The sequence below is a fragment of the Rhizobium gallicum bv. gallicum R602sp genome, assembly GCF_000816845.1.
Taxonomy (GTDB): Bacteria; Pseudomonadota; Alphaproteobacteria; order Rhizobiales; family Rhizobiaceae; genus Rhizobium; species Rhizobium gallicum.
Genome location: NZ_CP006877.1, coordinates 1,857,771 through 1,883,960, shown reverse-complemented (window position 1 = coordinate 1,883,960; position 26,190 = coordinate 1,857,771). Strand labels below are relative to the sequence as shown.

Here is a 26,190-nt window from a genome sequence, read left to right as displayed (position 1 = left end):
CGGCCATGCGCGTCCATCGCCGATTCATCCACAAGGAATTTTGTTCTTTATTTGTTCTAGTTTATGGCTATGATCCTGTCAACAGAATCGAAAACCTCGCAACAGATGGATATTCAGCCTCGACTCGCCCGGCGGCATCACTAAATAAGGGGCTTACTCCAGCACAGAAGCAAAATTACGATGAGTGAACTTAAGACGATTTCCATCCGTGGCGCGCGCGAGCACAACCTCAAGGGCATCGACCTCGACCTGCCGCGCAACAAGCTCATCGTCATGACCGGCCTTTCCGGGTCCGGGAAGTCGTCACTCGCCTTCGACACGATCTATGCCGAAGGCCAGCGCCGCTATGTCGAAAGCCTTTCGGCCTATGCCCGCCAGTTCCTGGAGATGATGCAGAAGCCGGATGTCGACCAGATCGACGGCCTGTCGCCGGCCATCTCGATCGAGCAGAAGACGACCTCGCGCAATCCTCGCTCGACGGTCGGCACCGTCACCGAAATCTATGACTACATGCGCCTTCTCTTTGCGCGCGTCGGCGTTCCCTATTCTCCGGCAACCGGTCTGCCGATCGAGAGCCAGACCGTCAGCCAGATGGTCGACCGTGTGCTCGAATTCGAGGAAGGCACACGTCTTTATATTCTGGCGCCGATCGTGCGCGGCCGTAAGGGCGAATACAAGAAGGAACTGGCGGAGCTCATGAAAAAGGGCTTCCAGCGCGTCAAGGTTGACGGCCAGTTCTACGAGATCGCCGATGTTCCGGCGCTCGACAAGAAATACAAGCATGATATCGACGTCGTCGTGGACCGCATCGTCGTGCGTCCCGACATGGCGTCTAGGCTTGCCGACAGCTTCGAGACCTCTCTGAAGCTCGCCGAAGGGCTTGCCATCGCCGAATTTGCCGACAAGCCGCTGCCCCCGGAGGAAACATCTGCGGGTGGGTCCGCCAACAAATCGCTCAACGAGACGCATGAGCGCGTGCTGTTCTCGGAAAAATTCGCCTGCCCCGTTTCCGGTTTCACCATTCCGGAGATCGAGCCGCGGCTCTTCTCGTTCAACAATCCCGCCGGTGCCTGCCCGTCCTGTGACGGCCTCGGCGCGCAGCAGAAGATCGACGCGGCGCTGATCATCCCCGAACCGGAGCGAACGCTGCGCGACGGCGCCATCGCGCCTTGGGCAAAGTCGAGTTCCCCTTACTATAATCAGACGCTGGAAGCGCTCGGTAAACATTACGGCTTCAAACTCGGCAACCGCTGGAGCGATCTGCCCGAAAAGGCGCAGGACGTCATCCTGAACGGCACGGACGAGAAGATCGAGTTCAACTATGCCGACGGCGCGCGCTCCTACACCACGCATAAGAGCTTCGAAGGCATCATCACCAATCTCGAGCGTCGCTGGAAGGAAACCGATTCCGCCTGGGCGCGCGAAGAGATCGAGCGCTTCATGTCCGCAGCCCCCTGCCCGGCCTGCAACGGCTTTCGCCTGAAGCCGGAAACGCTGGCAGTGAAGATCAACAAACTGCATATCGGCCAGGTCACCGATATGTCGATCCGTGTGGCACGCGACTGGTTCGAGGCGCTTCCCGCGACTTTCTCGGCCAAGCAGAATGAGATCGCAGTCCGCATCCTGAAGGAAATCCGCGACCGCCTGCGCTTCCTGAACGACGTCGGCCTCGAATATCTCAGCCTGTCGCGGAGTTCCGGCACGTTGTCGGGCGGCGAAAGCCAGCGCATCCGTCTTGCCTCGCAGATCGGCTCGGGCCTGACAGGCGTGCTCTACGTTCTCGACGAGCCGTCGATCGGCCTGCACCAACGCGACAATGCGCGGTTGCTCGACACGCTGAAGCACCTGCGCGATATCGGCAATACGGTGATCGTCGTCGAGCATGACGAGGATGCGATTCTGACGGCCGACGACGTGGTCGACATCGGTCCGGCAGCCGGCGTCCACGGCGGCCAGATCGTGGCGCACGGCACGCCGCAGGACATCATGGCGAACCCGCGATCGCTGACCGGCAAGTATCTTTCCGGTGAACTCGGCGTGCCGGTGCCCGGCGAACGGCGCAAGCCGAAAAAAGGCCGCGAGATCAAGGTGGTCGGCGCGCGCGGCAACAATCTGAAGAACATCACCGCCTCCATCCCGCTGGGTGTCTTCACGGCCGTGACGGGCGTTTCGGGGGGCGGCAAATCCACCTTCCTGGTGGAGACGCTCTACAAATCGGCCGCTCGTCGCGTGATGGGCGCGCGCGAAATTGCGGCCGATCATGATCGCATCGACGGCTTCGAGCACATCGACAAGGTAATCGATATCGACCAGTCGCCGATCGGCCGCACGCCGCGTTCGAACCCGGCAACCTACACCGGCGCATTTACGCCAATCCGCGACTGGTTCGCGGGCCTGCCGGAGGCGAAAGCGCGCGGCTACCAGCCGGGGCGGTTCTCCTTCAACGTTAAAGGCGGGCGCTGCGAAGCCTGCCAGGGGGACGGCGTCATCAAGATCGAAATGCACTTCCTGCCGGACGTCTACGTCACCTGCGATGTCTGCCATGGCAAGCGCTACAATCGCGAGACGCTGGACGTGACCTTCAAGGGCAAGTCGATTTCGGACGTGCTCGACATGACGGTCGAGGAAGGTGTGGAGTTCTTCAGCGCCGTGCCGGCGGTACGCGACAAGCTGCAATCGCTATTCGATGTCGGACTCGGCTACATCAAGGTCGGCCAGCAGGCAAACACGCTTTCGGGTGGCGAGGCCCAGCGCGTCAAGCTAGCCAAGGAACTGTCGAAGCGCTCGACGGGCCGGACCCTCTACATCCTCGACGAACCGACGACCGGCCTGCACTTCCATGACGTCGCCAAGCTGCTCGAAATGCTGCACGAACTGGTGAACCAGGGCAATTCCGTCGTGGTGATCGAGCACAATCTCGAAGTCATCAAGACGGCCGACTGGGTGCTCGATTTCGGCCCGGAAGGCGGTGACGGCGGTGGCGAGATCGTTGCGGCCGGCACGCCGGAAGCGATCGTCAAGGAAACCCGGTCCTATACCGGCCACTTCCTTAAGGATCTTCTGGAGCGCCGACCGGTGAAGAGGACGTTTGTGGCAGCGGAATAGGCGTGTCGCGAAGAGCCCTGGCGACGGCGGAACAACGGGAGGAACACATGAGCAAATCCGGCAGCATCCGCGTCGGTGTCGGCGGCTGGACTTTCGAGCCCTGGCGCGACCACTTCTACCCATCCGATCTCAAGCAGAAGGATGAGCTGCATTATGCCAGCCGGCAGTTGAAGGTCATTGAGGTTAACGGCACCTATTACAGTTCGCAGAAGCCGGAGACCTTTGCCAAATGGGCATCCGACGTGCCGGAGGGTTTCATCTTTTCGCTAAAGGCCAGCCGCTTCGTGACGAACCGGCGCGTGCTCGGCGAGGCGGGCGAATCCATGGAGCGTTTCCTGACGCAAGGGCTGACCAAGCTCGGCGGCAAGCTCGGTCCGATCCTCTGGCAGCTCGCGCCGACCAAGAAGTTCGATGCCGAGGATTTCGAAGCCTTCCTAAAGCTCTTGCCGGACAAGCAGGACGGCCTGCCTTTGCGGCATGTGGTCGAGGTGCGCCACGATTCCTTCAAGGTACCGGAATTCATCGCGCTCCTGGCGAAATACGGCGTGGCGCCGGTCTGCGCCGAGCACTTCGACTATCCGATGATCGCGGACGTCACGGCGGATTTCGTCTATGCCCGGCTGCAGAAAGGTTCGGACGACATCAAGACCTGCTACCCTGCCAAGGACCTGAAGGACTGGGCCAGGCGCCTTGAGACATGGGCGGAAGGCAAGGTGCCGGATGATCTGCCGCTGGTCGACAAGGAGCGGAAGGTCAAGAGCGAGCCTCGCGACGTTTTTGCCTTCATGATCCACGAAGGCAAGGTCAATGCACCGTTCGGTGCGATCGCTCTTCAGGAGGAGGTCGGGAAATAGCAGCCGGCCTAGAACGGCTGCACATGGGCCACGAGATCTTCGGCCGACAGGCCCTTGCCGGCGCGCTGCCCGGCTTCGCCATGGAGGTAGACGCCCAATGCAGCAGCCTCGAATGCGGGCAACCCCTGCGCCAGAAGCGCCCCGATCATGCCGGAAAGGACATCGCCTGAGCCAGCCGTCGCAAGCCAGACCGGTGCGTTCGTGTTAATCAGAGCCCGGCCATCCGGCGATGCGATAACGGTATCGGCGCCCTTGTACACGATCGCCGCATTGGCGCGCTGTGCAGCCGCCTGCGCTTTGTCGACCTTGCTGAGCCTCCTGTCTGCCGCGATATCCGGAAAGAGGCGTGCGAACTCGCCTTCATGCGGCGTCAGCACGAGATGCGGCTCGCCTTCCGCAAAGAGGTTGAAAAGCTCTCGCGGGTCGTCCTTGAACGACGTAATGCCATCTGCGTCGAGCACGAGATGGCGACCGCTGAGCGCGGCGGTGAAGTCTCTTGTCTTTGCACCGATCCCGAAGCCCGGTCCGAGGACGAAAGTTTGCAAGCGCTCGTCGGCCAGCCAGTCGCGCAAGGCCATCCCGTCATCGACAACATGCAGCATGACAGCCGTCAGATGGGCGCCGTTTTCAGCCATCGCGTCCCTCGGCGCGGCGATGGTTACGAGACCGGCTCCGGCTTTCAGCCCGGCCATCGCAGACATCCGCGCAGCACCTGTTTTACCCGCGCCGCCTGAAAAAACAGCAAGATGTCCGCGCTTGTATTTATGCGTCTCCAGTTTCGCAGAGGACAGCAGGTGCGCCCATTTTACCGGAGTGTTTTCGGAGATCATTCCGGACGAATGAGCCTTGATGATGCGCGCTGGAATCCCGATGTCGGCAACCTCGACGCTGCCGCAAAGCTCCCTGCCCGGCATCAGCAAGTGGCCGGGTTTGCGGGTCATGAACGTGACCGTGTGGGCCGCCTTGAATGCCGCGCCCAGCACCTCGCCGCTGCGGCCGTCGAGCCCGGATGGCAAGTCGACGGAAATCACGGGAACCGCAGCGCCGGTCACCTGCTCGATGACGGAACGCACCTGCTGCGGCACATCCCGTCCGAGCCCCGCCCCGAAGATCGCATCGACAACAACATCGCCCGGCCCCGGGATATACACAGCGAGCGGTTGCGAGGCGAGCGCGCATTCGGCCCTTGCTCGAGCGGCGTCGCCGTGAAGCCTGGCCGGGTCGCCGAGATGGAAGACGGCAACCTCGGCGCCGCTTTCCGCGAGCCGACGGGCCGCGACATATCCGTCGCCACCATTGTTGCCGGGGCCGCAGAGAACGGCGAAGCGCAATGCGCCGGGATACAGCCGAAGCGCGGCACCCGCGACGGCCGCCCCCGCGCTCCACATAAGCCCGAAAGAGGCGATGCCCGATTCGGCCGTGGCGGCATCGACGGCAGCCATTTCTGCAGGCGTAAGAAGTAGGTCACCCAGTTTTTCTGCCATACGCCATTCAATTCAAAAAACGCCTAAAAAACAACCTGATTTACAATCTCTTCCGCAGCTTATTTTTAAGTCATTTGCCTATTCTTAGGGCATCTGACGCGCGACCGATGCATTAAGAGCCACCCCGCATTTTTACTAGTTTTGTGCAATTTTTGAATTTCCGATGGCAATCCCAACCGCTTTTGCTGGAAAAAACGCCTCAAAAAGCGCCGCGAAGCCGCGAATTCGGGGGGAATTGACATATTTTTTCGCTCTCCGGCGTTGCGAACTGGCACGATACCTGCATCATGTTTCGCGAGCGGCAATTTGCCCGCTTTAACGGGAGAAGCGGAGAGTCATTTTCTCATGAAAAAGATCGAAGCGATCATTAAGCCTTTCAAGCTGGACGAGGTGAAGGAAGCCCTTCAGGAAGTCGGCCTGCAGGGCATCACTGTCACGGAAGCAAAGGGCTTCGGTCGCCAGAAAGGCCATACGGAACTTTACCGCGGTGCTGAATATGTCGTCGACTTTCTGCCCAAGGTGAAGGTCGAGGTCGTGCTCGCCGACGAGAACGCGGAAGCCGTCATCGACGCGATCCGCAAGGCCGCGCAGACCGGCCGAATTGGAGACGGGAAGATCTTCGTATCCAACGTCGAAGAAGTCATTCGAATCCGTACCGGCGAGACCGGCATCGACGCTATTTAAGGCGGCTCGCCCGACGCGGCGAATTTACTCATCGTCATTGCAAATGAAAGGGAGATTTCATGGCGACCGCGAACGAAATTCTTAAGCAGATCAAAGAAAACGACGTGAAGTTCGTCGATCTGCGTTTTACCGACCCCAAGGGCAAACTGCAGCATGTCACGATGGACGTTTCCTGCGTCGATGAGGATATGTTCGCGGACGGCGTCATGTTCGACGGTTCCTCGATCGGCGGCTGGAAGGCCATCAACGAGTCCGACATGGTGTTGATGCCGGACACTGAAACGGTTCACATGGACCCGTTCTTCGCCCAATCCACCATGGTCATTGTCTGCGATATTCTCGACCCGGTTTCGGGCGAAGCATATAACCGCGATCCGCGCGGCACGGCAAAGAAGGCTGAGGCCTACCTCAAGGCATCCGGCATCGGCGACACGATCTTCGTGGGTCCGGAAGCTGAATTCTTTGTCTTCGACGATGTGAAATACAAAGCCGATCCCTACAATACCGGCTTCAAGCTCGATAGCAGCGAACTGCCGTCGAACGACGACACCGACTACGAGACCGGCAATCTCGGTCACCGTCCGCGCGTCAAGGGTGGTTACTTCCCGGTTCCGCCGGTCGACAGCGCCCAGGACATGCGCTCGGAAATGCTGACGGTGCTTGCCGAAATGGGCGTCGTCGTCGAGAAGCACCACCATGAAGTGGCCGCTGCCCAGCACGAACTGGGCATCAAGTTCGACACGCTCGTCCGCAACGCCGACAAGATGCAGATCTACAAATACGTCGTGCACCAGGTCGCCAACGCCTACGGCAAGACGGCAACCTTCATGCCGAAGCCGATCTTCGGCGACAATGGCTCGGGCATGCACGTTCACCAGTCGATCTGGAAGGGCGGCAAGCCGACCTTTGCCGGTGATGAATATGCCGGCCTTTCCGAAACCTGCCTCTATTATATCGGTGGCATCATCAAGCATGCCAAGGCAATCAATGCCTTCACCAATCCGTCGACCAATTCCTACAAGCGTCTCGTTCCGGGCTACGAAGCACCGGTGCTCCTTGCCTATTCGGCCCGCAACCGCTCGGCCTCCTGCCGCATTCCGTTCGGCTCCAACCCGAAGGCTAAGCGCGTCGAGGTCCGCTTCCCCGATCCGACCGCCAACCCATATCTCGCTTTCGCCGCCATGTTGATGGCCGGTCTCGACGGCATCAAAAACAAGATCCATCCCGGCAAGGCCATGGACAAGGATCTGTACGATCTGCCGCCGAAGGAACTGAAGAAGATCCCGACGGTTTGCGGATCGCTGCGTGAGGCCCTCGAAAGCCTCGACAAGGACCGCAAGTTCCTGACGGCCGGCGGCGTCTTCGACGACGATCAGATCGACGCCTTCATCGAGCTGAAGATGGCAGAGGTGATGCGCTTCGAGATGACCCCGCATCCGGTCGAATACGATATGTACTATTCGGCTTGATCGCTCAGCGGAAGGCTCCGGTTCCGCCGGGGCCTTCCTTCCTTGTCACTGAGGCTGATGGCGACATGACACTCATGTGACGAAGACCCGCAAAAATCTTGATTTGAGCGGGCCCAATCACCAGATCAGGTGATGAAAGGAAGTCGTACCATGAAAGAAAGAGTAGCAAAGTTCAGTATCGGTGAAGTGGTCCGGCACAAAGTTTTTCCGTTTCGCGGCGTCATCTTCGATGTCGATCCGGAATTTGCGAATACGGAAGAATGGTGGAATTCGATCCCTCCCGACGTCCGCCCTGACAAGGACCAGCCCTTCTACCACCTGCTCGCAGAAAATGACGAAAACGAATATGTCGCTTACGTCTCCGAGCAGAACCTGGTGAATGACGAAAGCGGCATTCCGCTTCGCAATCAGCAGGTTTACCAGATTTTCGATCAAGCGCCGTCTGGCCAGCTCAAACCCAAGATGAGCTTCGCCCACTAAGACGCGCAATCGGTTAGGATTTTAAACCCCGCTCCGGCGGGGTTTTTGTTTGCCGAAACAACAAAAACCCGGCGCGGCGGCCGGGTCCTTGTTCATTTCTCTCGCCACCTAGCAGGATTACTGCGCCTTAGCTGCGTTCTGCGCGTCCTCGAGCTTCTTGCGAGCTTCTTCAGCCTTCTTCTGCATGCTGTCCTGCAGGCTCTTCTGGCTTTCGGCAAGCTTGTTCGGTGAAACGGCTTCGCCATCATAGGCGCCGGTAAAGCCTTCGAGCGAAATCTTGATCGGGTTCGGCGCGCGGCGGAAGTTGATCGACGTGAAGATCACGTCGCTGCCCTTCTTGAGGCCGGCGATCATCGCATCTGTCAGCGGGATTTCGGCGGTGCACTTGTCCGGCAGGCAGACGGCGTAATCGAGCTTCTGCCCCTTGTTGTTATCGACCTGCATCATGATGCCCGGCGGGATCAGGCGAGCGGTCGGTACGGATACCTGCAGAATCTTGCGGTTGACCTTGCCGGAGATACTGATAAGGCCGACAGCTGTGACGAGCTGGCCGCCGTTGGCGAGGATCAGGTTCTGGACGACGCAGATATCGTTGTCTTCCTGCTTGCTGCAGGTCTTGTACCAGCCAAGCCGCGGCGCTCCGGCAGCCTGTGCGGGTGCATCCTGCGCGAAGGAGGATACCGGGGCCGAAGCGGCGCCGAAAGCTACTGCCAGAACGGACAGAGCTGCCCGCAATTTCTTATCAGACTTGAACATCATAACGGATTCTGTCTCCTGATACCCATTCGGGACCGCGATCTGCCGTCCTCTCCAACCGGGGTCATTCGGCATTCCACCTCTAAGAACATTAAGGCAAATGCATGTCCCCCAAAACCCGGGACCACCTGTTACATTGAGGTGATCCAGATATCCAGTATTTCTTTGGCAATTTCTGGATGGGCCCAAAGATTTCGGCGTGTGAATGTTCGATTTCCTGCCGTGCATGATAGTCTTTGGCCGAATCGTGCCTTTTGCCGGAAAGGATTTGAACATGCTCCGGGTTATTTTCCCTCTTGCCTTTACGCTGCTTTGCGGCGCCGTTGCTGCCAGCCCGCTGCATGGTATCGCCATGCACGGAGAACCCGCCCTGCCCCCGGATTACAAGCATTTTTCCTACGTCAATCCGGACGTGAAAAAAGGCGGCAAGATCACCTACGGCGTCGTCGGGACCTTCGATAATCTCAACCCTTTCATCCTGAAAAGCATGCGGACGACAGCGCGCGGCATGTGGGATCCGGACTATGGCAATCTCGTCTACGAATCGTTGCTGCTGCGCTCCCGGGACGAACCTTTCACTCTCTATGGGCTCCTTGCTGAAACCGTCGAATGGGACGAGGACCGCACGTTCATCCAGTTCAATCTCAATCCGAAAGCCAAGTGGTCCGACGGTCAGCCGGTGACGGCCGACGACGTCATGTTCTCCTTCGAGTTGCTGCGCGACAAAGGACGCGTGCCCTTCGCGAACCGTCTCAGCCTTGTCTCCAAGATGGAGAAGGTCGGCGAGCGCAGCGTGCGCTTCACCTTCAACGACAAGGCAGACCGCGAAACGCCGATGATCTTTGGGCTTTTTCCGGTCCTGCCCAAGCACGCCATCGATCCCGAAACCTTCGACCGGACGTCTCTCTTGCCGCCGCTCGGGTCCGGCCCTTACAAGATCAAGACGGTGAAGCCCGGCGAGAGTATCACCTATGAGCGCGACCCGAACTATTGGGGCAAGGATATCCCCTCCAAGGTCGGCATGGACAATTACGACCAGATCACCGTTCAGTATTTTCTTCAGGACACGACGCTCTTCGAGGCCTTCAAGAAGGGCGATATCGACGTCTATCCCGACGGCAGCCCCGGCCACTGGGCGACGGCCTATAATTTTCCGGCAGTTTCTTCCGGTGTCGTGATCAAGGATACATTCCAGTCGAAGCTGCCGAGCGGCATGTTCGGCTTTGTCTTCAACACGCGACGGCCGCTATTCGCAAACATGAAGGTTCGGGAGGGACTCTCGCTGGTCTTCGATTTCGAATGGGCGAACAAGACACTCTATTCCGGTGCCTACAAGCGTACGCAGAGCTTCTGGCAGAATTCGAAGCTTTCGAGCTTCGGCGTTCCGGCTGACGCCCGCGAACTCGACATGCTTGGCCCCATCAAAGACAAGATCGACCCTGCTATCCTCGACGGCACCTACAAGCTGCCTGTGACCGATGCTTCCGGACGCGACCGCAACGTGCTGAAAAAGGCAGTGCAGGTGCTGAAGGAAGGCGGCTATTCGATCCAGGGCGGCAAGATGGCGGATGCCAGCGGCAAGCCGCTTGCCTTCGAGATCATGACGCAGAATGCCGATCAGGAGAAACTTGCGATTGCCTTTCAGCGTTCGCTCCAAACCCTGGGCATTGCCGCTTCGGTCCGCACAGTGGACGATTCCCAATATCAGAGCCGGACCAATAGTTTCGACTATGATGTTATCCTAAAATCTTATGTGTCGTCGCTCTCGCCCGGCAACGAGCAGCTTTCCTATTGGTCATCGGCTGCGCGCGACCGCGAGGGCAGTTCAAGTTTCGCGGGCGTTGCCGACCCAAATGTCGATGCGTCGATTAAACATATTCTTACCGCGCGCTCCGACGACGATTTCACCGCCGCCGTCAGGTCGTATGACCGATTGCTGCTTTCCGGCCATTATGTATTGCCTCTCTACCATATCGACCAGCAATGGGTCGCACGCAACAAGCGGCTCGGCCGTCCGGACGCTGTGCCGCTTTACGGCTACCAGCTTCCGGCCTGGTGGGATCAGAGCGTGCAATAAGCGTGCCTGAGCCGGTTCCTTTTTCCTGCCTGGTTGAAGTCGGACGCGTCGGGGCATAGATGGCGTGGAAAGCCTCGGACCGATGAAAGGAACCACCATGCAACGCATCACCATCGACGTCGTATCGGATGTCGTCTGCCCCTGGTGCTATCTCGGCAAGGCGCGCCTTGAGCTTGCTATCGCGGAAGTGCAGGACGAAGTGGGCGTCGACATCAACTGGAGGCCCTACCGCCTCAACCCCGACTATCCGCCTGAAGGCGTCGATCAGAAGGAAGCGCTGGAGCAGAAGCTCGGCGGCGCTGAACGCGTCGCGCAGGCCCACAAGATGCTGACCGACTTCGGCCGGGAGGTCGGCATCAATTTCGACTTCGAAGCGATTGAGATCGGGCCGAATACACTCGATGCGCACCGCCTGATCCATTGGGCGATGGTGGAGGACCGCGAGAAGCAGGACCGCGTCGTCAACGCACTCTTCAAGGCGAATTTCGAGGAAGGCAGCAATGTTGGAGACCACGCCGTGTTGCTCGACATCGCCGAGCAAGTGGGGCTCGACCGCGCTGTCATCGCCTCCCTGCTTGCTTCGGATGCCGACCGCGACCTGGTGATTGCCGAGATCGAGGCGGCCCAAAAGATGGGTGTCAACGGCGTCCCCTTCTTCATCTTCGACCAGCAATACGCTGTCAGCGGCGCTCAGACGCCGGACGTGCTGGCAGGCGCGCTTCGCGACATCGCCAAGGCGAAGGCGGAAGCACGCATCGGGTTGAACTGACCGGCCCTACGGCTTTGCCATTTCGGCCAGCTGCGTCATGACGACGGCCGCGCCCTGCAACCGCTTTTCCGGCGTCGGCAGGTCGCGGGTCAAAAACACGCTGTGGTCCGGACGGATCTTCGCCATCGTGCCCTGCTTGGCGATATACCCGACCAGGTTTGCCGGGTTCGGGAATTCCTTGTTGCGGAATTGGACGACCACACCCTTCGGGCCGGCGTCCAGCTTTTCGACATTGGCGATGCGGCAAAGCGATTTGATGTAGACGATCTTCAAAAGATGCTGCACCTCGATCGGCATCGGACCGAAGCGGTCGATCATTTCGGCGCCGAAGGCATCGATCTCCTTGAGCTCAGTGATCTCGCCGAGGCGACGATAGAGCGCCATGCGCAGATGCAGGTCCGGCACGTATCCGTCCGGGATCATCACCGGCGTCCCGACCGAAATCTGCGGCGACCAGCCGGTGTCCTGAATTTCGTCCACACCCTTCACCTCAGCGACCGCCTCTTCCAGCATCTGCTGGTAAAGTTCGAAGCCAACTTCCTTGATGTGGCCCGACTGCTCCTCACCCAGAAGGTTACCCGCCCCGCGGATATCGAGGTCGTGGCTGGCGAGCTGGAAGCCGGCGCCGAGCGTATCCAGCGACTGCAGCACCTTGAGGCGACGCTCGGCGGTCGCCGTCAGCACCTTGTTGACCGGCAGCGTGAAGAGCGCAAAGGCGCGGACCTTCGAGCGGCCGACGCGGCCGCGGAGTTGGTAGAGTTGCGCCAGACCGAACATGTCGGCGCGGTGGACGATGAGCGTGTTGGCTGTCGGAACATCGAGGCCGGATTCGACGATGGTCGTCGAAAGCAGCACGTCGTAACGGCCCTCGTAAAAGGCATTCATGACGTCTTCGAGTTCGCCCGCCGGCATCTGACCATGGGCGACAGCAACCTTCAGCTCGGGAACATCCGACCGCAGGAAGGCATGCACGTCCTCGAGGTCCGCCAAGCGCGGACAGACGTAGAAGCTCTGGCCGCCGCGATAATGCTCGCGCATCAGCGTCTCGCGGATGACGAGGCTGTCGAAGGGCGAAATGAAGGTGCGCACCGCCATGCGGTCGATCGGCGGTGTCGTGATCAGCGACAGCTCGCGAACGCCGGTCATCGCCAGCTGCAGCGTGCGCGGGATCGGCGTTGCCGAAAGGGTCAGCACGTGGACGTCGCTCTTCAGCTCCTTCAAGCGTTCCTTGTGCTTCACGCCGAAATGCTGCTCCTCATCGATGATGAGGAGGCCGAGATTGGCGAATTTGATGCCGGCGCCGAGCAGCGCGTGCGTTCCGACGACGATATCGGTCTTGCCCTCGGCCACCTCCTTCTTCGTAAGAGCGAGTTCCTTCGCACCGACAAGGCGCGAGGCCTGCTGGATACGCACCGGCAGCCCACGGAAGCGCTCGATGAAGGTTTTGAAATGCTGCCGCGCAAGCAGCGTTGTCGGTACGACCACAGCGACCTGAATACCGTTCATCGCCGCGATGAAGGCGGCGCGCAGCGCAACTTCCGTCTTGCCGAACCCGACGTCGCCACAGACGAGGCGATCCATCGGGCGCCCAGCGGCAAGGTCGCCGCGCACGGCCTCGATGGCATTATCCTGATCTTCTGTCTCATCGTAGGGGAAGCGGGCCGCAAACTCGTCGTAAAGCCCTTCCTGTGTCGTCAGCGCCGGCGCGTGGCGGGTCAAACGCTCGGCCGCAATTCGGATCAGCGCGTCCGCCATGTCGAGCAGGCGTTTCTTGAGTTTCGCCTTGCGCATTTGCCATGCGCCGCCGCCGAGTCTGTCCAGCTGGGCTTCGGTTCCCTCACCGCCATAACGTGACAGGAGATCGATGTTTTCGACCGGCAGGAAGAGCTTGGCGTCATCGGCATATTGCAGCTCTAGACAGGCGTGCGGGGCGCCGGCCGCCTCGATTGCCTTCAGGCCGACGAAACGGCCGATGCCATGTTCGGCGTGGACGACGATCGAACCTTCGTCGAGACCCGCAACCTCCGAAATGAAGTCGGCAGCGCGCTTGCGGCGCTTGGTGCGGCGAACCATGCGGTCGCCGAGAATGTCCTGCTCGCCGATGACGATGAGATTCCCTATCTCGAAGCCCGACTCGAGGCTGAGCACGGCTGCCGCTGCCTCGCCCCTGTCCAGCGAATCGACGGCCTTCAACGCTTCGACCGGCTTGACGCGTTCCAGGCCATGCTCGTTCAGCACCTGCAACAGGCGTTCAAGCGAACCTTCCGTCCAGGCGGTGATGAGAACTTTCGCGCCGCCTGCCCGCCTTTCGGCGATATGCTTGACGACAACATCGAAGATGTTGACGCGCTCGGCATTGCCGCCTTCGGCATTCGCCCGCGCCCAGCGCTCGCCCTGGCGCGCACCGATGTTGACGACGCGCCTTGCCTCGCCCTCGTGCTCGTTGAAGGGCGAAATCCGCATGCTATTGAACGCATCCAGAGTCTTCGAAAAGATTTCGCTGTCGAGATAAAGTTGACCGGGCGTCACAGGCTTATAGGGTGTTCCCTGCGCCATCTGGCCCTTGACCTGCTGGGCTGAGTTCAGGCGGGCATCGAAGTAATCGAGAACCAGCTTCGAGCGCTCCTCGGCGGCCTCACGCACGGTATGGTCCGTGACCATCCGAAAACCCTTCAGGTAATCGAAGACAGTCTCCAGCTTCTCGTAGAAGAGCGGCAGCCAGTGCTCCATGCCGGGATAGCGGCGCCCTTCGGAAACCGCAAGATAAAGCGCGTCGTCGCGGGTCGCGGCGCCAAAGGCCGAGAGATAATTCTTGCGGAAGCGGCTGATTGTATCCGGCGTCAGCGTCACTTCGCTCATCGGGTTGAGATTAAGAGAACGCACCTGCCCGGTTGTGCGTTGGCTTGCCGGGTCGAAGCTGCGGATACTCTCCAGCGTATCTCCAAAGAAATCGAGACGGACCGGCTCTTCGGAGCCCGGAACGAAAACGTCGAGGATGCCGCCGCGCACCGCATATTCGCCGACCTCGCGCACCGTCGCGACCCGATCGAAGCCGTTGCGCTCCAGACGGCCGGCGAGGTCGTCCATGCGGACCTGGTTGCCGGGGCGCGCCGAGAATGCCAGACTCTCGATCACATCTTGCGGCGCCACCTTCTGCAGCATTGCGTTGACGGTAACGAGCACGATTGCCGCATGTGGCTTCTTGCGATGGGCGATCAGACCGCTCAGTGCCGTCAGGCGGCGGGCCGAGGTATCGGCGCTGGGAGAAACGCGGTCGTAGGGCAGGCAGTCCCAGGCGGGCAGCGTAAGAACCGGAATGTCGGGCGCGACAAAGCCGAGCATTTGCTCCAGGTCGGCCATGCGCTGCCCGTCGGAAAGCACGTAGGCGACCGGTCCGCCAGCGCGTGCCAATTCGGCGAGCAGGAGCGGTTCCAGGCCGGACGGCACATTGCCAATCGTCAGCGGCTCGGCGGCGGCTGCGAGCTTGCTTGCATCAATTCCTGGGATCATTCCGGCTTCCTGGATGCGGTGTCGGTCGGATATTCGAAATCCGGCTTGAAGGCTGCGAGGCGTTGGAACATCGGCGTTTGAAAGCGCTCCGGCACAGGCCATGTGCCCATAACCCAGCGCAGAAGGTCGTTATCTTCCTCGCCCATAATGGTTTCGAGCTCGTCGAGCTCTGCTTCGGACAGCGTCGCCACCTCGGCTTCGGCGAACTGGCCGAACACCAGATCCATCTCGCGCAGCCCGCGATGCCAACAGCGGAACAATATGCGGCGGCGGCGCGGGTCGAGACCGGCACTCGAGAGTGTCACACCTGTCATGGCATCACCTTCCTGTTGATGCGCCTCTATAGCCCCTCGAAAGCGGCTTGTCAGCCTTGCCAATGCCCTATTCTTCATCGCATTTTGCAGCATGCGCCCCACCATCCTCGATCCGTTGTTTTCCCCCGTTTCGGCTCTTTCGGGCGTCGGCCCGAAAATTGCCGAGCTGCTGGTGAAGCTGCTTGGACGCGAGACACCGGACGATACGCGGATCATCGACCTGCTCTTCCATGCTCCGCATTCGCTGATTGATCGGCGCAACCAGCCGGGAATTGCACGCGCGCCGCAAGGTGCGATCGTGACCATCACGGCGCGAGTCGACCGCCACCAGCCCCCGCCGCGGGGCAAAAGCAATATTCCCTACCGCGTCTTCCTGCACGACGAGACGGGCGAACTCAGCCTTGTCTTCTTCCGCGGACAGGCGGGATGGCTGGAAAAGCAGCTTCCGATCGACGAGGAGGTCACCGTCAGCGGCAAGATCGACTGGTTCAACGGCCGGGCAACGATGGTCCATCCGGACTACATCGTAAAGGCAGGCGACACGGAGAGCCTGCCGCTCGTCGAGCCCGTGTACCCGCTGACCGCCGGGCTCTCACCGAAAACGCTGCACAAGATCATCGAGGCGGCGGTGCTGCGCGTGCCGGAACTGCCGGAATGGATCGATCTTTCGCTGGCGCAGGCACAGGGGCTGCCTTCGATCGCCGACAGCTTCCATATGCTGCATGAACCGCGCGATCCAACAGACGTCGATCCGCAAGCCCCCGCCCGCCGAAGGCTCGCCTATGACGAATTCCTTGCCGGACAGTTGTCGCTCGCGTTGGTACGCCAGCGTCTTCGCAAGGTCCCCGGGCAGCCGGTCCATGCCACCGGCAAAATCAGCGGCAAGATCCTGCAGGCGCTGCCCTTTTCGCCCACGCGCAGCCAAACAGAGGCAATCGCCGACGTCCTGAAGGACATGGCTGGCGAAGACCGCATGCTGCGACTGCTGCAGGGCGATGTCGGCTCCGGCAAGACACTGGTGGCGCTGATGGCCATGGCCGCGGTGATCGAGTGCGGCGGACAGTCCGTTCTGATGGCTCCCACCGAGATTCTCGCGCGTCAGCACTACGCGACGATCTCCAAATTCGCCGCTTCTGCCAGTCTCGGTATTGAGGTGCTGACGGGTCGCACCAAGGGACGTGAGCGCGACGATATCCTGGGACGCATCGCTTCCGGCGAGGCCCAGGTCATCATCGGCACGCATGCGCTTTTCCAGGAGAGCGTCAACTACAAGAACCTGATGCTGGCAGTCGTCGACGAGCAGCATCGCTTCGGCGTACACCAGCGGCTGCGGCTGACGGCGAAGGGGATCTCGCCGCACATGCTGGTGATGACGGCAACACCCATTCCACGCACGCTGGTGCTCGCCGCCTTCGGCGACATGGATGTCTCGAAACTCACCGAGAAACCTGCCGGCCGCAAGCCGATCCAGACGATCACGATACCGAGTGAACGGACCGGGGAAATCATAGAGCGGCTGCAAAGCGCGCTTGCCGAAGGCAAGAAGGCCTATTGGATCTGCCCGCTGGTCGAGGAATCCGAAGAGCTCGACCTCATGTCCGCCGAAGAGCGGCATGCGACGCTGGTCTCAACGCTTGGAACGGGCATCGGCCTCATCCACGGCCGCATGAGCGGACCGGAGAAAGATGCCGTCATGGTGGCGTTCAAGAACGGCGAACTGAGACTGTTGGTGGCAACGACCGTCGTCGAAGTGGGCGTCGACGTGCCGGATGCGACGATCATGGTGATCGAGCATGCCGAACGCTTCGGTCTCGCACAGCTCCATCAGCTTCGCGGTCGCGTCGGCCGTGGGGACGAATCTTCGACCTGCATCCTGCTCTACAAGGGCCCGCTCGGCGAAACCGGCCATGCGCGGCTTTCGATCATGCGGGAGACGGAGGATGGCTTCCGGATTGCCGAAGAAGACTTGAAACTGCGCGGAGAAGGCGAACTGCTCGGCACCCGCCAATCCGGCACGCCCGGCTTCCGGATCGCGAGCCTCGAAGCGCACGCCGACCTTCTGGAGATCGCCCGAAGAGATGCCGCCTATCTGATCGAGCGCGACCCGGAACTCACGAGCGAACGCGGTTCGGCGTTCCGCACCCTGCTCTATCTATTCCGGCGCGACGAAGCGATCCGCTTTCTTCGCGCGGGCTAGCAGTCTCGGTTTTCCCGGAACCGCCGGTTCCTTGGACGGCTTGGCAGGAAAGTCTGGCGCCACGAGGCCGCCGGAGACGAGCAGCTTGGCGCCGTCTTCCGCGCTCATGTCGAGCATGACGATCTTTTCGCGCGGCACGAAGATCAGAAATCCCGCGGTCGGAATTGGCGTCGGCGGCAGGAACACACTCACCATGTCCTGGCCCATCGCGTTGAACTTCGAAGCGATCTCGCCCTTTGCATCGGTTGCGATGAACACCAGCGCCCAGAGGCCGGGGCTCGGATACTCGATGAGGCCCACCTTCTTGAAGGAATTGCTGCGTTCCTCCAGCACCGTCTCGAATATCTGCTTCACGCTCTTGTAGATGCTGCGCACCAGCGGCACGCGGCGTACCACCGACTCACCGAACTGGACAATGGTCTGGCCGATGAGGTTCTTGCCGAGAAAACCGATGATGGTGATGAAGATCATCGCGATCACCAGGCCGGAGCCGGGTACGGCGAAATTCAGGTAGCCCTCCGGATCGTAACGCGCGGGAATGTAAGGCTTCACCCAGCTGTCAGCCCACCGTACGACGGACCACGTGAGCCACAGCGTGATCGCAATCGGAGCACAGATGATAAGGCCCGCAAGGAAGTTGTTTCTCATGCGGGTCGCTATCGGCAATCGGGGCAGTTTGTGCGTCATCGCTCGCGATGAACTCCCTTGAATCTACCGGCTGACGTGATCAGGCGCTCCCCCGCACCTGGAACGAAGCTGCCAGAATTCGGCCCCTTTCACAAGCCTTCCGGCGGCTTTCCGATTCACTCCACCGTGACCGATTTTGCAAGGTTTCGTGGCTGGTCGACATCCGTGCCCATGAAGACGGCGGTGTGGTAGGCGAGCAGTTGGATCGGCAGCGAGAAGATCATCGGCGCGATGATCTCAGGAACGTTCGGAAGCGCGATCGTCGCCATTGTCGGCAGCTTGGAGGCAGCAGCGCCTGCTTCGTCGGTGATGAATATGATCCGGCCGCCGCGGGCTGCGACTTCCTGCATGTTCGAAACGGTCTTTTCAAAGAACCGGTCGTAAGGCGCGATCACGATGACTGGCATGTTCTCGTCGATCAGCGCGATCGGCCCGTGCTTCAATTCCCCCGCCGCATACCCTTCCGCATGGATATAGGAAATTTCCTTGAGCTTCAGCGCACCTTCCATCGCCAGCGGGAAGCTGGTGCCGCGGCCGAGATAAAGCACGTCGCGGCACTTGGAGAGTTCGCGTGAGAGACTTTCCATCTGCGGCTGGACGAGGTTCAGCACACGGCTCATGATGCGCGGCATTTCCGCGAGTTGCCGGACGAGCCCCTTTTCCTCATCGGCGCTGACGGTGCCGCGCGCCTTGCCGGCCCCAATCGCCAGAGACGCGAGGACGGCCAGCTGGCAGGTGAAGGCCTTCGTCGAAGCAACTCCGATCTCAGGACCGGCCATGATCGGGAAGACGGCATCGGATTCGCGCGCGATCGTCGACTCCTGCACATTGACCACGGCGCCGATCTTTAGGCCGTTGTCCTTGCAGTAGCGGAGCGAGGCCAGCGTGTCTGCGGTTTCGCCGGACTGCGAGATGAAGAGTGCCGCCTGTGACGGCTGCAGCGGCATTTCGCGATATCGGAATTCCGAGGCGACATCGATCTCGACCGGCAGACGGGCATAGCGCTCGAACCAGTATTTGCCGATCAGACCGGCGAGATAGGCGGTGCCGCAGGCCGAGATTGCGAGGCCGCTGACTGTCTTGAAATCAATCTCCGACGCATTCGCACCAATCGTGTTCTCGGCAAAATTCATGTAGTGGCTGAGCGCGTGGGAGATGACCTCCGGCTGCTCATAGATCTCCTTCTCCATGAAGTGACGATGGTTACCCTTGTCGACGACATAGGCCGTCGCCTGCGATATCTGCCGCGGGCGATTTAACGGGTTGCCGGAGAAGTCGACGATGGCCGCACCGTCGCGGGTGATGACCGCGCAGTCGCCGTCGACGAGATAGGTGATTTCGTTGGTGAAGGGCGATAGAGCGATTGCATCCGAGCCCAAGAACATTTCGTCATTGCCGAAGCCGATAGCAAGCGGCGGGCCGGAGCGCGCTGCCAGCAACGTGCCAGGATCGCTCTGCAGCATGACGACGAGCGCATAGGCGCCCGTCACGCGGTTCAGCATCCTCAGCATGGCAGCGCGGGGCTCAAGCCCTTCGCGCAGGTATTTCGCCATCAAGTGGGCGACGACTTCGGTGTCGGTCTGGCTTTCGAATACGGCACCTTCAGCGTTGAGCTCGTCACGCAGGTCCGAGAAGTTTTCGATGATGCCGTTGTGGACGACCGCCACGCCCTCGACGAAATGCGGGTGCGCATTGGTCTCGTTCGGAACGCCGTGCGTTGCCCAGCGCGTATGGGCAATGCCGGTCGTACCGGGCAGCGGCTCGACGTCGAGGCACTTCTCGAGATTGAAGAGTTTGCCCTCGGCGCGGCGACGGCTCATCACGCCCTCGTGGATCGTCGCGACACCCGCCGAATCGTAACCTCGATATTCGAGCCGCTTCAGTGCATCAACCAAACGTTCCGCGACCGGCTGACTGCCGACGATCCCCACAATACCGCACATGAAAATGTCCCCAACGCTTCGAAAATAACGAGTCAGTCCTAGCGATTTGCTGTTATTTCTCAATCGGTCAGCCGGTCACTTTCGATTTCCGGCCGTTACTCAGTCTTGGCTTGCTTTGCGGCCTTGATCGCCTGCGCGCGCTCGCGGATCGCCTTGGCGCGCTCCGGTTTCATTTCCTGGCGCGCCCGGCCGAAAGCGAGCGCCTCGGCAGGGACATTGTGGGTGATGACGCTGCCCGACGCAATATAGGCACCGTCGCCAATGCTGACCGGAGCAACCAGCGCACTGTTGGAGCCGATGAAGGCGTTGGCACCGATGCGGGTCTCGTGCTTGTTCACGCCGTCATAATTGCAGGTGATTGTGCCCGCGCCGATATTGGCTCCGGCGCCGATGACCGCATCGCCAATATAGGTCAGGTGGTTGACCTTGGCGCCCTCACCGATCTGCCCGTTCTTCACCTCGCAGAAGTTGCCGACCTTCGATCTCTCGCCGAGATCGGCGCCCGGCCGCAGGCGTGCAAAGGGACCGACCGTCGCACCGACGCTGACATGCGCGCCTTCGATATGGGAGAAAGCATGGATCACCGCGCCGCCGTCGATCACCGCGCCCGGACCGAAGACGACATTCGGCTCGATCAGCGCATCCTGGCCGATGACGGTGTCGTGCGACAGGAAAACCGTTTCGGGGGCGATCATCGTCACGCCGGAGATCATCAATTCGTGGCGGCGGCGCTCCTGCCAGAAACGCTCGATCGCCGCGAGTTCTGCCCTGTTGTTGCAACCGGTCATTTCCACTTCCGGCGCATCGACGGCCGTTACCCGGCCGCCGAGCGAGCGGGCAATCTCGACGAGGTCCGTGAGATAGTATTCGCCTTTGGCGTTGCTGTTTTCAATGCGCGCAAGGAGATCGAGGGCCTTGCGGCCGTTGATCGCCATCAGGCCGCTATTGCACCATTTGACGGCGCGCTCCGCATCGGTCGCGTCCTTCTCCTCGCGGATCGCAATCAATTCGCCGTCCTTGACGAGTAACCGGCCGTAGCCCGCGGGCTTGCTCGTATGGAAGCCGATGACGACGATGTCGCTGCCCTCCGCCAGTCCCTGGCGCGCCGCCTTCAGCGGCCCCTCGGTCTGTAACGGGACATCGCCATACGTCACCAGGATATCGTCGTAGCCGCGGGCGATCGCTTCGCGTGCCGCAAGAACTGCATGTCCGGTTCCGAGGCGCTCCTTCTGCAAGTGTGCCTCGACCTCGACGCCGCCGATTCTGGCGGCCTTCGAGACTTCGCCGGCATTACGCCCGACGACGAGAGCAACCGACGAAATGCCGGCCTTCGCCACGGCGTCCACGACATGTGCGATCATCGGCCGGTTGGCGACCGGATGCAGCACCTTCGATTTCGAGGATTTCATGCGTGTGCTGTCGCCGGCGGCAAGAATGACGGCAAGGCAGGTGCGTTCCATGGGGCAGGCTCCGGGAATCCATTGTTCAGCTCTGCCATAGCAGCAAGGCGAACCGGCGACAAAGATGAATTTGGATCAGGCGGAAACCTCGGAGAACGCCGCATAGGCGTCACGCACATGTTTGCGGCCTTCAACGATAACATCTTCCATCGCCTTGCGAGCGCCGACAACGTCGCCGGCGACGATCGTATCGACAATGCGCATATGCGTGTCGGCAATGGTGGCGAAACCGTTCTGCGATGGCGGCGTGCTCAGGCGGAACATACCGACCAGGGCCGCCTCGATCAGACTTCCGAGCGTGCGCATGAATGGGTTGTGGGAGGCATCGGCGACGGCGAGATGGAATTTCAGGTCGGCGAGCGCAAGGCTCTCCGTCGTGTGGCCTGGCGCAGCCATGTCGAGCGCCAATGCACGCAGCGTCGCGATGTCATCGGCGTTTGCGCGTTCTGCCACAAGGCCCGCGGCAAAGGGTTCCACAGCAAGGCGGATGTCGTAGAGTTGCAGCAGGAATTCTTCGGTGACGCCGTGGTCGAAGTGCCAGGCGATGATCTCGCTGTCGAACATGTTCCAGAGGTTCTTCTCCGTCACACGCGTGCCGACGCGGGCCTTGGCAACAACCATGCCCTTGGCTGCAAGCGTCTTCATCGTTTCGCGAAGGACGGTGCGGGAGACCTTGAAGCGCTGGGCAAGCTCGACGTCTCCAGGCAAAATCGAGCCGACCGGATAGGTTCCGGCGACGATGGCCTTGCCAAGCTCGTCCACGACCTGCGCGTGGCTCGTGCGGGTCTTTCGGCCGGTCCTTCGTGTCTCAAGCAAACGGTTGCGCAACAAGTCCTCCGTCAGGCGTACCTCTTGTTCAAACTGGACAAGAACAGGATGGCCTTTTGCATCAGGATAAACGCAAAGAGCAAAAGGCCGATCAGGATTTTCGTCCACCAGCTCGAGAGCGTCCCGTCGAAGGTGATGTATGTCTGAATAAGGCCCTGTATCAGGAGACCGATGAAGGTTCCAGCTACGAATCCTGCCCCCCCGGTCAGAAGAGTCCCCCCAATGACCACCGCCGCGATGGCGTCAAGCTCGACACCGACCGCCGCCAGGGAATATCCGGCAGACGTATAGAGCGAAAAAACGATTCCGGATAGGCCCGCCAAAAAACCGGAGAGCGCGTAGATCCGGATGGTCGTCGGGCCGACCGGCACACCCATCAACTCCGCCGTCTGGACGCCGCCGCCGAGCGCGTAGACGTTTGCTCCGAAGCGGGTGCGGTGCGCAATGAAGACGCCGGCGATGAAAACCAGCAGCATGACTCCGCCGACCAGCGTCAGTCGTCCGCCGCCCGGCAGACGATAGTAAATTCCGGTCAGCGTCGAATAGTAATCGTGATCGATGGGGATACTGTCGATCGAAAGCACGTAGGACATGCCGCGCGCCAGGAACATGCCGGCAAGCGTCACGATGAAGGCCGGCATCTTCAGATAGTGGATTACCGCGCCCATCAGTCCACCGAAGGCAGTGGTGATGGCGAGAACCAACGCAAAGGCTGCGAGCGGATGAATCGAGGTGTCCCGCAGCACGACGGCAAGGAACACGCCGGTAAAGGCGATGACCGAGCCGATTGAAAGGTCGATACCGCCCGAGATGATGACGAAGGTCATGCCGACCGCAGCAATTCCCAAAAAAGCGTTGTCGGTCAGCAGGTTGCCGGCGACGCGGGTCGAGAGCATGTTCGGGTACTGCAGCGCGCAGGCCGCATAGGAAAGGACGAAGATGACGATGGTTGCCAGGAGCGGCAGGTATTTCGAGTTCATTTCAACAGCTCCGCTCTGACTTCCGGCTTGCGGCTGAAGAAGACTGCGGCGGATTGCAACGCAGGCGACTGGATGATGAGAATGATCAGGACGATCACGGCCTTGATGATCAGGTTGAATTCCGGGGGGAAACCGGATAGCAGGATGCCGGTATTGACCGCCTGGATGATCATCGCCCCGATCAGCGAGCCGAGAATGCTGAAGCGCCCGCCGAGGAGAGAATTACCACCCACGACGACCGCAAGGATCGCATCGAGCTCCAGCCAGAGACCGGCATTGTTGGCATCGGCACCCTTGATGTCGGCGGCCACGATAATGCCAGCAATCGCCGCACAGAGCGCGCTAAGCATATAGACCGCCATCAATAGAACGGGCGTGCGAACCCCGGAGAGCGTGCTGGCACGGCGATTGATACCGACCGATTCGATCAGCATGCCGAGTGCGGTCCGCCTGACGAGCAGGATCACCAACGCGCCGGCGATCAGCCAGATCACGACGGGCATCGGCAAAAAGGCGAAGGAGCCGCTGCCGAAGAATATCAGACCCGGATCATTAAAAGTCATGATCACGCCTTCGGTGATCAGCTGGGCGATGCCGCGTCCGGCGACCATCAGCACAAGCGTGGCGATGATCGGCTGGATATTCAGGATTGCCACCAAGAACCCGTTCCAAACGCCGCAAAGCAACCCGACGCAGAGCGTCGTGATCAGCGTGTAGGCCAGCGAATTGCCGGAGACGATCGACGAGGCGGCAACCGCACCGCAGATCGCAATGACAGCGCCGACCGAAAGATCGATGCCTTTCGTGGCGATCACCAGCGTCATGCCGATGGCGAGCAGGGCAACAGGGGCGCCGCGGTTCAGGACGTCGATCAGACTGCCATAGAGGCGGTCATTCTGAACGACGACATTAAAAAACTGCGGAAACATGATGAAATTTAACAAAAGAATGACGGCCAGCGCAATCAATTGCGGCGCCAGGCGTATGGCAAGCGCCTTCAGCGAGGAACTCATGCATCCTCCGTTTTCTGTTCGGCCGCGACAATCGCGTCGATGATGTGGGATGCCGTCAAGCGGTCCCCAGCAAGCTCGGCAATGTGCTCGCGGTCGCGAAGGACGACGACGCGTGAACTATAGGCGACAAGCTCTTCCAATTCAGATGAGATCACGATCAGCGACATGCCCTTTGCACAAAGCTCCTCGATCAGTCGGATGATCTCCGCATGGGCACCGACGTCGATGCCGCGCGTCGGCTCGTCGAGGATCAGGAAATCAGGATTGGTGGCAAGCCACCGCGCGAGGATGGCTTTCTGCTGGTTGCCGCCCGAAAGCAGCCGGATCGGTTTCTCACGGTCGGTCGTGCGGATATCGAGCGCCTTGATATATTGGTCCGCAAGAGCATTCTGTTCGCCGCGCGACAGCGGTCTTGCCCAGCCGCGGCGGGCCTGAAGCGCCAGCGCGATATTCTCGCGGATCGACAGATCGCCGATAATCCCGTCGGTCTTGCGGTCCTCCGGGCAGAAACCGAAGCCGTGCCTGATCGCAGCGCGCGGGCTCGACAGCGCCACAACCTTTCCATCGATCACCGCCCTGCCGCTGTCGGCATGCTCTATGCCGAAAAAAAGTTCTGCCGTCTCGGTACGTCCGGAACCGAGCAGCCCGGCTATGCCGACGACTTCACCCACGCGAATATCGAGATCGAAAGGCTTTACCTTGCCGCGCTTGCCATAGCCCTCGAAGCGATATTTGACGCTGCCCGCAGCGGCCGTGCGTTCCTTTGCGGCCTCTTCCGTCTGCGCCAGTTCGCGGCCGAGCATCATCGGGATCAGCGCCTGCCGCGGCAGTTCCGCCACTTCCCGGGTGCCGACAAGCCTGCCGTTGCGAAGCACTGTGATGCGGTCGCTGATCTCGTAAACCTGTTCAAGAAAGTGTGTAATAAAGACAATGCCTAATCCACGCTTCCTCAAGTCATTGATGACATTGAACAGCATCGCGACTTCGTGCGTATCAAGGCTCGCGGTCGGCTCGTCGAGGATCAGAACCTTGCCCGAAAGATCGACTGCACGGGCAATGGCGATCACCTGCTGGACGGCGACGGAGAAGCGCTCGAGCTGTGCCGTGACATCGATGTCCAAGCCATATTGCGCCAGCAGCTCGCGCGCCATCCGGTTCATCGCGCGCGTATCGACCATGCCGAAACGACGTGGCTGACGGCCAAGGAAAAGATTCTCGGCGACGCTGAGATTCGGCAGGAGGTTCACCTCCTGATAGACGGTCCCGATGCCGAGCCTCTGTGCCGCCAGCGTATCGGGGGGATCGATCTCGCTGCCCTCGAGCGCAAGTCTTCCCTCGTCGCGGCGATAGGCGCCGGTCAGGCATTTTATGAGTGTGGATTTGCCGGCTCCGTTTTCGCCGAGCAGCGCATGGACTTCGCCCTTGCGAAGCGTGAAATCGACCTTGTCCAACGCCACGGCGCCGGGGAAGAACTTCGATATTCCGGACGCGACGAGAACGTTCTCGAAATCTTGAATCATGGCTCGATATTTTCCAGATATGACCGCGCATGCCCTTGCACTTGCCGGACATGATGTCCC

General features: G+C 60.5%; 19 protein-coding genes. 8 read left to right on the top strand and 11 right to left on the bottom strand.

Annotated features, from left to right (window positions below):
* Window positions 1-180: 180 nt before the first annotated feature.
* Window positions 181-3,105, top strand: coding sequence for an excinuclease ABC subunit UvrA (gene uvrA / locus RGR602_RS09365; protein WP_039844869.1), 2,925 nt, complete (start codon window positions 181-183; stop codon window positions 3,103-3,105).
* 47 nt (window positions 3,106-3,152) lie between these two features.
* Complete coding sequence (locus RGR602_RS09360; protein ID WP_039844868.1) at window positions 3,153-3,959, top strand: DUF72 domain-containing protein; 807 nt, start codon at window positions 3,153-3,155, stop codon at window positions 3,957-3,959.
* An 8-nt stretch (window positions 3,960-3,967) separates the two neighbouring features.
* Here RGR602_RS09360 and RGR602_RS09355 read toward each other — a convergent pair whose 3' ends face one another.
* Window positions 3,968-5,443, bottom strand: coding sequence for a bifunctional ADP-dependent NAD(P)H-hydrate dehydratase/NAD(P)H-hydrate epimerase (locus RGR602_RS09355; protein WP_039844867.1), 1,476 nt, complete (start codon window positions 5,441-5,443; stop codon window positions 3,968-3,970).
* 345 nt (window positions 5,444-5,788) lie between these two features.
* Between RGR602_RS09355 and RGR602_RS09350 the strand changes: the two genes are divergently transcribed.
* The 3 genes from RGR602_RS09350 to hspQ all read left to right on the top strand — a co-directional run bounded on the left by RGR602_RS09350 (window position 5,789) and on the right by hspQ (window position 8,076).
* Window positions 5,789-6,127 (top strand): P-II family nitrogen regulator, encoded by a 339-nt coding sequence (locus RGR602_RS09350; RefSeq protein ID WP_003539626.1) that lies wholly within the window; start codon window positions 5,789-5,791, stop codon window positions 6,125-6,127.
* 59 nt (window positions 6,128-6,186) lie between these two features.
* Window positions 6,187-7,596 carry a type I glutamate--ammonia ligase gene (gene glnA, locus RGR602_RS09345; protein ID WP_022715580.1) on the top strand — a complete coding sequence of 470 codons (1,410 nt, stop codon included), beginning with the start codon at window positions 6,187-6,189 and terminating at the stop codon, window positions 7,594-7,596.
* A gap of 150 nt (window positions 7,597-7,746) precedes the next feature.
* On the top strand, window positions 7,747-8,076 hold the full coding sequence (gene hspQ / locus RGR602_RS09340) for a heat shock protein HspQ (protein WP_022715579.1): 330 nt from the start codon (window positions 7,747-7,749) through the stop codon (window positions 8,074-8,076).
* 117 nt (window positions 8,077-8,193) lie between these two features.
* Here the strand turns inward: hspQ and RGR602_RS09335 are convergent, their stop codons facing one another.
* Window positions 8,194-8,835, bottom strand: coding sequence for an invasion associated locus B family protein (locus RGR602_RS09335; protein WP_039844866.1), 642 nt, complete (start codon window positions 8,833-8,835; stop codon window positions 8,194-8,196).
* A gap of 271 nt (window positions 8,836-9,106) precedes the next feature.
* Between RGR602_RS09335 and RGR602_RS09330 the strand changes: the two genes are divergently transcribed.
* Together RGR602_RS09330 and RGR602_RS09325 are read left to right on the top strand one after the other, a co-directional pair.
* The gene (locus tag RGR602_RS09330) at window positions 9,107-10,909 is read left to right on the top strand and encodes an extracellular solute-binding protein (RefSeq protein WP_039846752.1); all 1,803 of its coding nucleotides are present in this window, start codon (window positions 9,107-9,109) and stop codon (window positions 10,907-10,909) included.
* A 97-nt stretch (window positions 10,910-11,006) separates the two neighbouring features.
* Window positions 11,007-11,678 (top strand): DsbA family oxidoreductase, encoded by a 672-nt coding sequence (locus tag RGR602_RS09325; protein WP_039846751.1) that lies wholly within the window; start codon window positions 11,007-11,009, stop codon window positions 11,676-11,678.
* Between the two features lie 6 nt (window positions 11,679-11,684).
* Here RGR602_RS09325 and mfd read toward each other — a convergent pair whose 3' ends face one another.
* Both mfd and RGR602_RS09315 read right to left on the bottom strand, forming a co-directional pair.
* The gene (gene mfd, locus RGR602_RS09320) at window positions 11,685-15,188 is read right to left on the bottom strand and encodes a transcription-repair coupling factor (RefSeq protein WP_039844865.1); all 3,504 of its coding nucleotides are present in this window, start codon (window positions 15,186-15,188) and stop codon (window positions 11,685-11,687) included.
* A complete protein-coding gene (locus RGR602_RS09315; protein ID WP_039846750.1) occupies window positions 15,185-15,502 on the bottom strand; it encodes an FAD assembly factor SdhE in 318 nt (105 codons plus the stop codon). The genes mfd and RGR602_RS09315 overlap by 4 nt, the downstream gene beginning before the upstream one ends.
* Before the next feature lie 91 nt (window positions 15,503-15,593).
* On the opposite strand from RGR602_RS09315, the gene recG reads away from it, so the two are divergent.
* On the top strand, window positions 15,594-17,699 hold the full coding sequence (gene recG, locus RGR602_RS09310) for an ATP-dependent DNA helicase RecG (RefSeq protein WP_039844864.1): 2,106 nt from the start codon (window positions 15,594-15,596) through the stop codon (window positions 17,697-17,699).
* On the opposite strand, the gene RGR602_RS09305 is transcribed toward recG, so the two are convergent.
* From RGR602_RS09305 to ytfR, 7 genes are all read right to left on the bottom strand, one after another.
* Window positions 17,655-18,386, bottom strand: coding sequence for a DUF502 domain-containing protein (locus RGR602_RS09305; protein WP_039844863.1), 732 nt, complete (start codon window positions 18,384-18,386; stop codon window positions 17,655-17,657). The genes recG and RGR602_RS09305 overlap by 45 nt on opposite strands.
* A 116-nt stretch (window positions 18,387-18,502) precedes the next feature.
* Window positions 18,503-20,329 (bottom strand): glutamine--fructose-6-phosphate transaminase (isomerizing), encoded by a 1,827-nt coding sequence (glmS, locus tag RGR602_RS09300; RefSeq protein WP_039844862.1) that lies wholly within the window; start codon window positions 20,327-20,329, stop codon window positions 18,503-18,505.
* A 95-nt stretch (window positions 20,330-20,424) separates the two neighbouring features.
* Entirely contained in the window at window positions 20,425-21,789 is a 1,365-nt protein-coding gene (glmU, locus tag RGR602_RS09295) for a bifunctional UDP-N-acetylglucosamine diphosphorylase/glucosamine-1-phosphate N-acetyltransferase GlmU (RefSeq protein ID WP_039844861.1), read from the bottom strand.
* A gap of 75 nt (window positions 21,790-21,864) precedes the next feature.
* Window positions 21,865-22,617 (bottom strand): FadR/GntR family transcriptional regulator, encoded by a 753-nt coding sequence (locus RGR602_RS09290; RefSeq protein ID WP_039844860.1) that lies wholly within the window; start codon window positions 22,615-22,617, stop codon window positions 21,865-21,867.
* Window positions 22,618-22,628: 11 nt separating this feature from the next.
* Complete coding sequence (gene yjfF / locus RGR602_RS09285; protein ID WP_039844859.1) at window positions 22,629-23,597, bottom strand: galactofuranose ABC transporter, permease protein YjfF; 969 nt, start codon at window positions 23,595-23,597, stop codon at window positions 22,629-22,631.
* Window positions 23,594-24,610, bottom strand: coding sequence for an ABC transporter permease (locus RGR602_RS09280; protein WP_039844858.1), 1,017 nt, complete (start codon window positions 24,608-24,610; stop codon window positions 23,594-23,596). The genes yjfF and RGR602_RS09280 overlap by 4 nt, the downstream gene beginning before the upstream one ends.
* Complete coding sequence (gene ytfR, locus RGR602_RS09275; protein WP_039844857.1) at window positions 24,607-26,130, bottom strand: galactofuranose ABC transporter, ATP-binding protein YtfR; 1,524 nt, start codon at window positions 26,128-26,130, stop codon at window positions 24,607-24,609. The genes RGR602_RS09280 and ytfR overlap by 4 nt, the downstream gene beginning before the upstream one ends.
* Window positions 26,131-26,190: the final 60 nt, after the last annotated feature.